Raw genomic sequence first — 12,624 nt, forward strand, 5'->3', positions numbered from 1 at the left:
GCTAGTCGCGCAGATACTTGTTGAGCCGTTTGGCGGCGTTGCGCAAATGGGTTTCGGCTGCCAGCGCAGCAGCTGCCGGGTCGCGGTCTTCGATGGCTTTGACGATGGCCTTGTGTTCGTCCTGTACCGCCTGCACCAGATTCTGATAATTGGCGGCGGTATTGGTCCGGGCTTGCCGGATCAGGCGCCGTACATGACGCTCAAGATATTCGTTGAGCATGCGGAAGTGCGGGTTCTTGGTGGAATCGACGATGGCCTGATGAAACGAGTAATCCTCTTCATCGCCGAGACGGTCATTGACGATGGCGTATTCCATGCCGACCAGCGCCTGCTTGATGCGCTTCAGGTCATCCGGCGTATGCCGTACCGCAGCATAACGTGCTGCTGCCGCCTCCAGCGTCACCAGCAGTTCGATCACGTGTTCCAGCCCTTCGGCATCATTGAGTGCCGTCACGTCCAGCCGGAAGGTCTGGCGCGAACCCCGTTCGTTGACGAACACGCCGCGCCCTTGCTGGGAGTTGATGATGCCTTCCGACTTCAGTTGCGACAAGGCTTCACGCACCACCGAGCGGCTCACGCCGAATTGTTCGCCCAACTGCTTTTCACTGGGCAGCTTGTCGCCCGGTTTCAGGCGCAGCGAACGAATCTCCTCATTGAGCCATTCGACGATATCGTCCGTGAGCGATTGAGATGGTACTGACGCTGCGTCGTTTGCTGTCTCGTTTTTCATGACTTCGGAATCAATTGATGTACAAGCCGCCATTGACCTGCAAGGTTTCTGCAGTAATAAAACCGGCCAGCGGCGAACACAGGAAGGCAATGCCGCCGGCGACTTCTTCTGCCGTACCGAGCCGCTTGAGCGGCGTATTCTGCAGCAGTGTCTGCTGGTTCTTGGCCAGCAAGTCTTTTGTCATCGGCGTCGCAATGATACCCGGAGATAAGGCATTCACTCGTGTTTTTGGTGCAAGTTCCAAGGCCAGGCTGCGGGAGAAGCTGATCACCGCGCCTTTCGATGCCGCGTAATGCGCATGGCCGTAACTGCCGCGCTGTCCCGCCACCGACGACAGGGTGACGATGGAGCTGTCCTGATTCAGATGCGGAATCACCGCGCGGCAAATGTAGAAGGTGCCGTCGAGATTGATCTGCATGAGCTTGCGCCATTCCTCATCGCGCATGTCGGCCACCAGTTTTTCCGGATAGATACCGGCCGAATGCACCAGATGATCAATGCCGCCGAAGCGGCTTGCCACCGCCTGTACGGTAGCGCGGCAAGCTTCGGCATCGGAGACGTCGGTGACATGAATGCTGATCTGCGCCTGCGGTACCGCATCGCGCAATTCTTTTTGCAGCACTTCCAGCGCCGCCGGATTGACATCGCTGAGCGCCACGTTGGCGCCGTGTCGGGCGACCAGCAAAGCAGTGGCGCGGGCAATGCCACCAGCCGCGCCGGTGATCAGAAAAGTTTTATTGGTAAACGAAATCACTGCATCTCCTCAGGTGTAATCGGGTTTATTTCGGGTGTCAACGCGCAAGCTTCGACGCCGCACGGGCTGTCGCGACGGCCAATATCTTGCGCTTGCTTGTTTGTGCAAGTGAGCGAACGGCGATCTGTTGACACCGCTCAAACTGCTCGGTAGAATCGCCCCTCAACTTGTCTGACATGTTCAATATGTTATCAGACATCTCAGTAAAAACCTACTCCGCCGAAGTAAAAATCCGGTGGCACATCAACGACAAGAAGACTGGCCACGGACGATGGCTGGCGTTAGCGAGGAGTCAGCATGCACAGCAGCACGGAACGCCAGATCACCGGCAATACCAGGGTGGTCGCCATCATTGCCGATCCCATCGGGCATGTCCGCACGCCGCAAGCGTTCAATGCGCTGATGGCGCAACGCGCGGCAGATGCCGTGATGGTGCCGTTCAACGTCAAGCCGGAACACTTCGCCCGGTTCATCGTGGCGGCACCGCTGATCCACAATCTGGCGGGTCTGGTGGTCACGATTCCCTACAAGGAAACCATCCTCGCCCACTGTACTGAATTGACCGATGCCGCCCAACGCATGGGAGCGGTCAATATCGTCCGGTTTGGCGATGCGCAGGACGGCAGTCGCAGTCTGCTCGGCGGAAATTTTGACGGCGCCGGTTTTGTCGGCGGCTTGCTGGCCCAAGGCTATGCCGTGCAGGGACGCCGCGTCTATCTGGCCGGTGCCGGCGGCGCCGCCAAAGCGATTGCGCATGCATTGGCGGCAGAGGGCATCGCCGCATTGGGTATTTATAACCGCAGCCCGGAACGCGCCGAACAGCTGGTGCGCGAGCTGCGTCAATATTATCCGCAACTGGATGCGCATCTGGCCGGTGCCGCACCAGCCGATTACACGCTGGCCATCAATTCCACCTCGCTCGGTTTGCAGTCGGCCGATCCGCTGCCGTTTGCGCCAGACGGATTGCCGGCGGGTGCGCTGGTGGCCGAGGTGGTCATGAAAACCGAGATCACGCCGCTGCTGGCAAAGGCCGGTGCATGTGGTCTGGCGGTGCACTTCGGGCGCCACATGCTGGAAGTGCAGATCGAACGCATGGGCCAATTTCTGGGCCTGATCTGACCGGAAAAAAGAATTCGCAGTTGAAGTGTCTTGCAGTGCCGAATGTTATTTCGAAATCATATTGGAGATATGTACATGAATAAAAAACACATTGGTTTGTCATTTTGCGCGTTGCTCGCAGCAGGCGCTGCGCAAGCAGGTGCGCCGCTGAAAGTGGCGCTGGTGGAAACGCTGTCCGGCCCGCAAGCCTCGACCGGTCTGCTGTATCGCGCTGCCGTCAAATATGAACTGGACCGCCTGAATGCTGCCGGCGGCTGGAACGGGGCACCGATTCAGGTTACCGAATACGACAATCAGGGCGGCCCGGCCGGTGCTTCCGACAAGGTCAAGGCGGCGATTGCCGGTGGTGCCCAAATCATCATTCAGGGCTCGTCCTCGGCGGTATCGGGGCAGATCACGGAAGACGTCCGCAAATACAACTTGCGCAATGCCGGCAAGGAAGTGCTGTTCCTCAACATGGGCGGCGAGGCGCTGGAACTGACCGGTGACAAGTGTCACTTCTACCATTTCCGCTTTACCACCAATGCCGTGATGCGCGTCAAAACGCTGGTGCCGGCGATGAAGGGCACCAAGGAATTGGGCACCAAGGTCTACGCCATGAACCAGAACTATTCATGGGGTGCCGACATGGACAAGGCGATCAAGGAATACGCCGCCACCGGTGGTTATACCGTGGTCGAAAGCACCTTGCATGACGTCAACAAAATCCAGGATTTTTCGCCATATGTAGCCAAGATCAAAGCCAGCGGCGCCGAAACGGTGCTGACCGGCAACTGGTCCAACGACTTGCTGTTGCTGATGAAGGCAACCCGCGCGGCGGGCCTGAAGATCCGCTTCGGCACGGTGTTCCTGGATCAGCCGGGCAACATCGGCAACGCCGGTGACACCGCGCTGGGCCATTACATTTCGCATGCCTTCAATATCGAAACCAGCAAGCAAACTGAACAGTTCGGTAACGATTACAAGGCCAAGACCGGGCACTATCCAACCTTCATCGAACCGCAAACGGTGTTTGGCATCCAGATGCTGGGCGAAGCGCTCAAGCAAACCAAGGCCAGCGGCGACAAGGTCAATGTGACCGAACTGGCGAAGGCGCTGGAGAAGGTCAAGATCGAGACGCCAATGGGTGAAACCTCGATTCGCGCCGCCGATCACCAGATGTTGTTGCCGGTGGTGGTGTCGCGCGTGGAAAAGGACGTCAAGTACAAGGTTGACGGTACCGACATGGGCTTCAAGGTGATCCGCAAGTTCAGCGCGGACGAGGCTGCCAACCCGGTGCAGACCAGCTGCAAGATGCAACGTCCGGCTTAATTCCTTCATTGTCATTCAGACCTCGCCGGTCAGCCGTTCAGGGCTGACCGGATGAGGCTGGCAAGATCAGGCTGCCCGGCATTGCTGCGCAGCGTGGGCCCGCTTTACCTGCTCACTCTGGAAAGTATTTATGGAATTCTTTACCGTCTCGCTTATCAACGGCACCATTTACGGGCTGTTGTTATTCATGGTGTCGGCCGGATTGACACTCATTTTCGGCATGATGGGCGTACTCAATTTCGCCCACACCTCGTTTTACATGGTTGGCGCCTATCTGGCCTACAGCCTGCAAAAGGTCATCGGCTTCTGGCCCGCCATCATCGTTGCACCGATCATCGTCGGCTTTCTCGGTGTGATCGTCGAGCGCTACTTTCTGCGCCGCGTGCACAAACACGGGCATGCCCATGAACTGCTGCTGACCTTCGGCCTGTCGTTCATCATCGCCGAAGTCATCAAACTGTTTTTCGGCAATTATCCGGTCAACTACCAGGTACCGGCAGCGCTGAGTTTTTCCGCGTTCCGTCTGTTCGGCACCGACTATCCGTTCTATCGCCTGATGATCGGCCTGATTTCCTTGCTGATGTTCGGCATGATTTATCTGCTGTTGTCCCGTACCCGCATCGGCATCGTGGTGCGCTCGGCCATTTACCGCCCGGCCATGGCCGAGACCCTGGGCCATAACGTGCCGCTGGTGTTCATGGGCGTCTTCGGTGTCGGCGCGGCACTGGCCGGTCTGGCCGGCGCGATTGCCGGCGCGTTTTACACCACCAATCCGAACATGGCGCTGGAGCTTGGCGTGCTGGTGTTCGTGGTGGTCGTCATCGGTGGCCTGGGTTCGCTCGAAGGCGCGATGTTGTCGTCGATCCTCATCGGTCTGATTTCCTCGTTTGCGGTCGGTGTCGATCTCAGTCTGGCTGATCTGCTGGCCTACGCCGGCCTTGGCGACTGGGCGCAGCAAGTCGGCGGCCTGTTGACGCTCAAAGTGTCGTCGCTGGCGGCAACGATTCCGTTTGCATTGATGCTGGTGGTGTTGTTGGTACGTCCGTCGGGACTGATGGGCGAGAAGGAATGAACAAATGAATAAACCACTGAATCCCGCTGTCGCCATTGCGGCAACACCTGCCGGCATCGCCGGCAAACAGCAGTCCGGCGCGCGACAACTCTATCTGCGCTTGTTGCTGGCAGCGATATTGCTGCTGTTGGTGGCCTTGCCGGGCCTGTTGTCACAGGCGCTGGTCAATGCCGCGATCCAGATGCTGATCGGCGCGTTGTTTGCGAGCGCATTCAATGTGCTGGCCGGGCAGGGCGGCATGCTGTCCTTCGGTCACGCGGCGTACTTCGGCATCGGCGCCTTTGCCACCTTGCATGCGATGAATGCGCTGGGCGGTGCCGGCTTGTTGCCGACGCCCCTGATGCCGGTGTTCGGTGCCTTGGGTGGCGCAGCACTGGGACTGGCCGCAGGCTGGTTTTCAACGCAACGCAGCGGCGTCTATTTTTCGATGATTACGCTGGCACTGGCGGAATTGCTGCATGCCCTGGCCCCGCATCTCAAGAGCACCTTCGGCGGCGAGGCCGGGGTGTCATCGATGCGCATGCCGGCCTGGGGCATCTCGTTCGGCACGCCGACCGAAGTCTATTACCTGACGCTGGCCTGGGTGGTGCTGTCGCTGGCGCTGTTGTTCTTTTTCAGCCGCACGCCGCTCGGACGGCTGGCGCTTGGTTTGCGCGAGAACACGCACCGCCTGAAGTTCCTCGGCTACAACGTGCACGTTTTGCGGGTACTGATCTTCATGATCTCGGCCATGTTCGCCGGTATCGCCGGTGGTTTGCTGGCCATGAACAATGAAGCGGCCAACTATGTGCTGTTCGATGTCAGGCTGTCATCCGAAGTGGTGCTCAATGCCTACATTGGCGGTGTCGGCGTGTTTTTCGGACCGGCGCTCGGGGCCGCTGTCATGACCTTTTTCGGCTATGCGGTCTCCGATCTGACGCGGTCGTGGTTGCTGTATCAGGGCATCATTTTCGTGTTGGTCATGATGTTCATGCCAAGCGGCTTGTCGGGAATTGTCGTCTGGTGGAACAACAGCAAGCATGGCAATGCCACCTTGTTGCGCTATGTCCTGAGCTGGACTGCCGGCATGTTGTGCTGCGCTGCGGCGACCGTATTTACCGTGGAACTGTTGCAACGTGCGCTGGGCACCGACTATCAGTCCTTGCTGACCGACGGCCAGCCGTGGCCGGCGATTGACTTGTTCGGCCACGCCTGGCTGCCTGGCGCCGCGCTGACATGGCTGTTGCCAGTGGTATTGCTGGTGGCCGGATGTCTGGTGCTGCAGCGCACCGGCCATGCCTGGCAGGCGCTTAACGATCAGGAGGCAGTATGAATCCGGCAGTGACCGCATTGCAATTGCGTGACGTCCATAAATCATTTGGCGAAGCGCACATCATTCGTGGCGTGAATCTGGAATTGTTCGAGGGTGAACGGCATGCCTTCATCGGTCCCAACGGCGCCGGAAAATCGACGCTGTTCCATTTGATCTCGGGGCAGTTCAAACCGAGTTCGGGCGACATCGTACTGGGTGAAAAAGCCATCGGCGGCCTGCCGCCGGAGCAGATCAACCGGCTCGGCCTGTCGCGTTCGTTCCAGATCACCAATATCTTTCCCAAGCTGTCGGTCTATGAAAACCTGCGTCTCGGCGTGATGCAGCGCTGCGGCCTGCAATACACCTGGTGGCGTCCGGTCGCCGGCTATGCCAGGGTGCGTGAATTGACCGAGCAGTTGTTGGAGCAGGTACGCCTGACCCGGCATCGCGACACGCTGGGTGGCGAGTTGTCCTATTCCGAGCAGCGTTCGCTGGAAATCGGCATGACGCTGGCGTCCGATCCCAAGGTCCTGTTGCTGGATGAACCGATGGCCGGCATGTCGCGTGAAGAAACCGATTACACCGTGGATTTGCTGCGCGAGTTGTCGGTCGGCCGCACGCTGATGATCGTCGAGCATGACATGGACGTGGTGTTTTCGCTGTGCGACCGCATCAGCGTGCTGGTGTACGGCCAGGTTGTGGCTACCGGTACACCGGAGCAAGTGCGCAACAACGCGCAAGTACAAGAAGCCTATCTGGGCACCGAGGTGAGCGCATGAGTCTGTCAAGTCAATCCATCGTGCCGGCGTCGCGCATCGCGGCGGGCTCGTCCTTGCTGCAAATTCGCGACTTGCACGCGCATTACGGCAAGAGCCATATCTTGCAGGGCGTCAGTTTTGATGTCGGCCACGGCGAGGTCATCAGTTTGCTGGGCCGCAACGGCTCCGGCCGCTCGACCACCGCGCGCGCCATCATGGGACTGGTGCCGCCGAGCGCCGGCCAGGTGCTGCTCAATGGCCAGGATCTGGCCGGTGCGCGGCCGTATGCAGTGTGCCGGGCCGGCATCGCGTTTGTCCCCGAAGAGCGTGAGGTGTTTGCCAATCTGAGTGTCGATGAAAATCTGCAAATGGGTATGCAGCCGCGCCATCCGGATGCGCCCGAATGGAGTATCGAACAGATGTTCGACTTCTTCCCGCGCCTCAAGGAACGCCGCAACACCCGCGCCGGCAATCTGTCCGGCGGCGAGCAGCAAATGCTGACCATTTGCCGGTCCTTGCTGGGCAATCCGAAAGTGATCCTGATCGACGAGCCGACCGAAGGCCTGGCACCGAAGATCGTCACCGTGGTCGGTGAAGCGATTCAGGAAATTCACCGGCGTGGCGTGTCAGTGGTGCTGGTGGAGCAAAAACTCACGATTGCTTTAAAGATTTCTACCGGCGTTTGCCTGCTGGGTCACGGACACATCGTGTTCCGTGGCACACCGGATGAACTGACCGCAAATCCTCAACTTTTGAAAGACTGGCTGGCAGTATGACTAATGCGGTAAACACAGAAGCGCAAGAAATTGACGCCCATGCCTTGCATGCCATTGCGCAATACAAGAATTTTTCCGATCTGGCGGGCAAGGTCGTGTTCATCACCGGCGCCGGCAGCGGCATCGGCCGCGCCATGGCGGATGCGTTTGCCGTCAACGGCGCTCATCTGGCCTTGCTGGATATCAATGCCGATCTGCTGGCGCAGGTACAGCGCGAACTGCATGCCACTTTCCCGCAGATCGACGTGATGACGTTCGTCGCTTCGATTACCGATGATGTCGCGGTCGCGCAAGCGGTCGATGCGGCCCAACAGCATTTCGGTTGCATCGATGTCTTGCTCAACAACGCCGGCATCTCAGCCAACCGGCCGACGCTGGAACTGGCACCGGCCGACTGGCGCCGCGCCATTGATATCAACCTCAATGGCGTGTTCTATTGCGCGCAGGCCGCCGGCCGTCACATGGTGCAACAGGGCAGTGGTGTGATTCTCAACACCGCTTCCATGTATGGCACCGTGGCCGCGCCCGAACGTGCGGCGTATTGCGCCAGCAAGGCCGCCGTGGTGATGCTGACCAAGGTCATGGCAGTCGAATGGGCGCCGGCCGGCTTGCGCGTCAATGCACTGGCCCCGGGTTATGTGCAAACCGCGCTGGTCGATGAACTGGTCCGCACCGGCCGCATGGATCTGGACGCGCTGGTCAAGCGCACACCGGCACGCCGTCTCGGACAGCCGCATGAAATTGCCACGCTGGCCTTGTTCCTGGCGTCCGGCAGTGCCGCCTACATCAACGGCCAGGCCATCGTTGCCGATGGTGGCTGGTCCGCCTACAGCTATATCTGATACCGCATTCACACATACATACCCTCTATCTGGAGATTGACACCATGTCAGACCACATTGCACTCGCCCCCGCATCCGCCTGGGTCGAATTGCGTACTACCGATGAAGATTGGGCCGCAGCAGACCCGGCCGTGCTGGGCACCTTGCTGACCCACTCGCACCTGATCCGGGCCTTTGAAGAAACCGTGCTGGAACTGGCCATGGACGGCCTGGTACATGGCCCGGCGCACTCCAGTATCGGCCAGGAAGGCGGCGCCGCCGGCTCCATCGTGCCGCTGCTGGCGGCTGATCAGGTCAACGGCTCGCATCGCGGCCATCACCAGTTTCTGTCGAAGGCGTTGGGTTATCTGACCCCCGATGGCATTGATCCGGCGGCCGCACTGACACCCGAAATCGATACCTTGCTGCAGCGTACGCTGGCCGAAATCCTGGGACTGGCGCAAGGCTTTTGCAGCGGCCGTGGCGGTTCCATGCACTTGCGCTGGCAAGAAGCCGGCGTGCTCGGTACCAATGCCATCGTCGGCGGCGGTGTGCCACTGGCGGCCGGTGCCGCATGGGCGCATAAGCATGCCGGTACCGACAATGTCGCGGTGACTTACTTCGGTGACGGCGCGGTCAATATCGGTTCGGTGCTGGAAACCATGAATATCGCCGCCGCCTGGAAGTTGCCGCTGTGTTTCTTCATCGAAAACAACGGTTACGCGGTATCGACCACAGTCGAAGAAGCCACCGCCGAACCGCGCCTGTCGGCCCGCGGTGCTGCGTTCAATATCCCGAGCTGGAAGGTCAACGGCATGGACCCGCTGGCGGTCTATCTGGCGATGAACGAAGCACTGGCGCATATGCGCGCCGGCAAGGGGCCAACCATCATCGAAGCCGATGTCTATCGTTTCTTCCATCAAAACGGCGGCTTCCCCGGCAGTGCGTTTGGTTATCGCAGCCGCGAAGAAGAACAGTCATGGCGTCAGCGCGATCCGCTCGATCTGCTCGGCAGCAAAATGCAGGCGCGCGGTCTGATCGATGAAGCTGGCATTCTGGCCCTGCGGGAACGCATCAAGGCGTCGATGGCCAAGGCCGTGGCGGCACTGACGGAAGCTGATCCGAACGGCAAGGCCGGCAAGAAACGGATTCGCCCGGAACTGTGGCCGAGCCCGGATTTCCGCAATGTGGGCGTGCGCGGCGATTTGTCGGAACTGGCCGGTGCCCGCACCGAAGAACAAGACAGCTTCAGCGGCAAGCTGGATACCCGCAAGTTCATTGACGTCGTCGCCGATGTCATGGACCGTCGCATGAGCACCGATGACAGCGTGGTGGTCATGGGCGAAGACGTGCATCGCCTGAAAGGCGGTACCAACGGCGCCACCCGCGGCCTCAAGGATAAATTCCCGGAACGCACCTTGGGCACGCCGATCAGTGAAAACGCCTTCTGCGGTCTGGGCGGCGGTTTGGCCATGGATGGCCGGTTCAAGCCGGTGGTGGAATTCATGTATCCCGACTTCATGTGGGTGGCAGCCGACCAGGTCTTCAATCAGATCGGCAAGGCCCGTCACATGTTTGGCGGCGACATCGAGGTGCCGTTTGTCTTGCGCACCAAAGTCGCGATGGGCACCGGTTACGGTTCGCAACACTCGATGGACCCGGCCGGCATTTTCGCCACCAGCCCGGGCTGGCGCATCGTGGCGCCGTCCACGCCGTTTGACTATGTGGGCCTGATGAATGCCGCACTGGCGCTCAAAGATCCGGTGCTGGTGATCGAACACGTCGATCTGTACAACGCGTCGGGTATCGCCCCGGTCGATGATTTCGACTATCAGACGCCATTCGGCAAGGCCGCCATCCGCCGCACCGGCAAGGAAGTCACCGTGCTGACCTATCTGTCGATGGTGGCGCACAGTCTGGAAGCAGCAGCCCAGACCGGCATCGATGCCGAAGTGGTGGACCTGCGCTGGCTGGATCGCGCCAGCCTCGACTGGGACACCATCGAAGCCAGTATCCGCAAAACCAATAACGTCCTGATCGTGGAACAGGGTTCGGTCGGCACCTCGTATGGCGGCTGGCTGGCCGACGAGATTCAGCGTCGTTGCTTCGACTGGCTGGACCAGCCGGTACAGCGTGTCTCCGGCAGCGAGGCGTCGCCGAGCATTTCCAAGGTGCTGGAGCGTGCGGCTGCGGCGCGTACCGAAGAAGTGGTGGCCGGTTTGCAGCAAATCATGCGCGACAAGGGCGCAGCTTAAGGAGAATTGAACATGAGCATCAATCAGATTGTGCCACTCGAAGTCGGCATTGCCTGCCGCGACTTGCCGCGCCTGCGCGCGTTTTATCAAGACGTCATGGGTTTTTCCGTGGTCAGCGAAATCGTGGTGCCGGCTGCCAAGGCGGCGCCATCGGCGTTGTCGGCTGACGGCTACACCGTGACGCGTTTGCAGACACCGTATGGCGAGCGCATCAAACTGCTGGCACCGAATTCGCCGCCGGCGGCAGCATCGGCATCAGTTGCCGATTACATTCTGGACCGGCCGCACGCCACGTATCTGACCTTCATCGTGGCCGATATCAATGCCGCCATCGGCACCTTGCTGCAGGCCGGCATCCGGTTCCTGACCGGCGCCCAGCGGGTCGAAGCGCGTCCCGGCGTGTATCTGGCGTTTTGCGAAGACCCGGAAGGCAATCTGCTGGAACTGGTCGAGTACAGCGATATTGCGGCTTACCGCCCCGATCTGAAAAAAGGAAGCAACTGAGATGGCGAAACTGATTCTGATGCCCGAGATCGCCGCCAACGCGACCTCGGCAGTGATCAAGCAATGGTCCAAACAAGAGGGCGAGAGTATCCGTGCCGGCGAATGCCTGGCGGAAATCGAAACCGACAAGGCGCTGATCGAATTTGATGCCGACGAAGCCGGCGTGCTGGGAAAAATTCTGGCTGACGCCGGCAAGGATATCGAAGTCGGTACGCCGATTGCGGTGTTGTTCGCGGAGGGCGAAACCAATGTCGATATCGCCGCCGTGCTGGCGGCTGCCGGGGTCGAAAAACCGGCCACGCACGCTGCCGCTGAACCGGCACCGGTGGTGGCCGCTGCCGTTGCGACCACTGCAACCGCATCGGGACGCCTGTTCGCCAGTCCGCTGGCGCGGCGTCTGGCGAGGGATCGCGGCATTGATTTGCACGGCGTCAAAGGCAGCGGGCCGCATGGTCGCATCGTGAAGTGCGATATCGATGCCATCGGCGTCGCCGTTGCCGTCACCGCCAGGGCCCCGGTTGCTGCGGCTGCCGTCGCGCCGGCAGCAGGTGCCGCTTATGTGGAGGTGGCGCATTCCGGCATGCGCAAGACGATTGCCCGCCGTCTCAGCGAAAGCAAGGCCACCATTCCGCACTTCTATCTGAGCGCCGCTTGCCGCATGGACAAGCTGATGGCGCTGCGCGCGGAAATCAATGCCAGCAGCCCGCGCAAGATTTCCATCAATGACTTCATCATCAAGGCGGCGGCCGCAGCATTGAAGGCATCGCCGCAAATGAATGTGAGCTGGACCGACAGCGCCTTGCGTCAGTATGCCGCAGCCGATATTTCGGTAGCGGTATCGACGGATGGCGGCCTGATTACGCCGGTAGTACGCGCCGCCGACAGCAAATCGCTGTCGGCCATCAGCGCCGAAGTCGCCGATCTGGCCACGCGTGCGCGCGCCAGCCAGCTGACGCCGGATGAGTATCAGGGCGGCAGCTTCACCATCAGCAATCTGGGCATGTTCGGCGTGCAGGAATTCAGCGCCATCATCAACCCGCCGCAAGCAGCGATTCTGGCAGTCGGCACGACATCGCAGCAAGCCGTGGTGACCGAGGGCGTGCTGGCAGTGGCGTCAGTCATGACGGTGACCTTGTCGGTCGACCACCGGGCGATTGACGGCGCAGTGGCGGCACAATGGCTGGCGTTGTTCCAACGCTATATCGAACATCCCCTGAGCACATTGATCTGAGG

At 60.1% G+C, this 12,624-nt stretch carries 12 protein-coding genes; 10 read left to right on the top strand and 2 right to left on the bottom strand.

Annotated features, from left to right (window positions below; translation table 11 throughout):
- Nucleotide 1 precedes the first annotated feature (1 nt).
- Nucleotides 2–730 carry a FadR/GntR family transcriptional regulator gene (locus tag AKL27_RS01580; RefSeq protein ID WP_050460852.1) on the bottom strand — a complete coding sequence of 243 codons (729 nt, stop codon included), beginning with the start codon at nt 728–730 and terminating at the stop codon, nt 2–4.
- Nucleotides 731–740: 10 nt separating this feature from the next.
- Complete coding sequence (locus tag AKL27_RS01585) at nt 741–1,484, bottom strand: SDR family NAD(P)-dependent oxidoreductase (protein WP_050460853.1); 744 nt, start codon at nt 1,482–1,484, stop codon at nt 741–743.
- A 297-nt stretch (nt 1,485–1,781) separates the two neighbouring features.
- Between AKL27_RS01585 and AKL27_RS01590 the strand changes: the two genes are divergently transcribed.
- The 10 genes from AKL27_RS01590 to AKL27_RS01635 all read left to right on the top strand — a co-directional run bounded on the left by AKL27_RS01590 (nt 1,782) and on the right by AKL27_RS01635 (nt 12,622).
- The gene (locus AKL27_RS01590) at nt 1,782–2,603 is read left to right on the top strand and encodes a shikimate dehydrogenase family protein (RefSeq protein ID WP_050460854.1); all 822 of its coding nucleotides are present in this window, start codon (nt 1,782–1,784) and stop codon (nt 2,601–2,603) included.
- A gap of 75 nt (nt 2,604–2,678) precedes the next feature.
- Entirely contained in the window at nt 2,679–3,914 is a 1,236-nt protein-coding gene (locus AKL27_RS01595) for a branched-chain amino acid ABC transporter substrate-binding protein (protein ID WP_050460855.1), read from the top strand.
- A 130-nt stretch (nt 3,915–4,044) separates the two neighbouring features.
- A complete protein-coding gene (locus tag AKL27_RS01600; RefSeq protein ID WP_050460856.1) occupies nt 4,045–4,986 on the top strand; it encodes a branched-chain amino acid ABC transporter permease in 942 nt (313 codons plus the stop codon).
- A gap of 4 nt (nt 4,987–4,990) precedes the next feature.
- Nucleotides 4,991–6,298, top strand: coding sequence for a branched-chain amino acid ABC transporter permease (locus tag AKL27_RS01605; protein ID WP_083438789.1), 1,308 nt, complete (start codon nt 4,991–4,993; stop codon nt 6,296–6,298).
- Complete coding sequence (locus tag AKL27_RS01610; protein WP_050460857.1) at nt 6,295–7,056, top strand: ABC transporter ATP-binding protein; 762 nt, start codon at nt 6,295–6,297, stop codon at nt 7,054–7,056. Before AKL27_RS01605 ends, AKL27_RS01610 begins: the two co-directional genes overlap by 4 nt.
- Entirely contained in the window at nt 7,053–7,811 is a 759-nt protein-coding gene (locus tag AKL27_RS01615; protein WP_050460858.1) for an ABC transporter ATP-binding protein, read from the top strand. Before AKL27_RS01610 ends, AKL27_RS01615 begins: the two co-directional genes overlap by 4 nt.
- On the top strand, nt 7,808–8,653 hold the full coding sequence (locus tag AKL27_RS01620; RefSeq protein WP_083438790.1) for an SDR family NAD(P)-dependent oxidoreductase: 846 nt from the start codon (nt 7,808–7,810) through the stop codon (nt 8,651–8,653). Before AKL27_RS01615 ends, AKL27_RS01620 begins: the two co-directional genes overlap by 4 nt.
- A 44-nt stretch (nt 8,654–8,697) precedes the next feature.
- A complete protein-coding gene (locus AKL27_RS01625; RefSeq protein WP_050460859.1) occupies nt 8,698–10,887 on the top strand; it encodes an alpha-ketoacid dehydrogenase subunit alpha/beta in 2,190 nt (729 codons plus the stop codon).
- Nucleotides 10,888–10,899: 12 nt separating this feature from the next.
- Complete coding sequence (locus tag AKL27_RS01630) at nt 10,900–11,391, top strand: VOC family protein (RefSeq protein WP_050460860.1); 492 nt, start codon at nt 10,900–10,902, stop codon at nt 11,389–11,391.
- A gap of 1 nt (nt 11,392) precedes the next feature.
- Nucleotides 11,393–12,622, top strand: a complete 1,230-nt coding sequence (locus AKL27_RS01635; protein ID WP_050460861.1) for a pyruvate dehydrogenase complex dihydrolipoamide acetyltransferase — start codon at nt 11,393–11,395, stop codon at nt 12,620–12,622.
- Nucleotides 12,623–12,624: the final 2 nt, after the last annotated feature.

This window comes from Herbaspirillum autotrophicum, from assembly GCF_001189915.1.
Classification (GTDB): Bacteria; Pseudomonadota; Gammaproteobacteria; order Burkholderiales; family Burkholderiaceae_D; genus Herbaspirillum; species Herbaspirillum autotrophicum.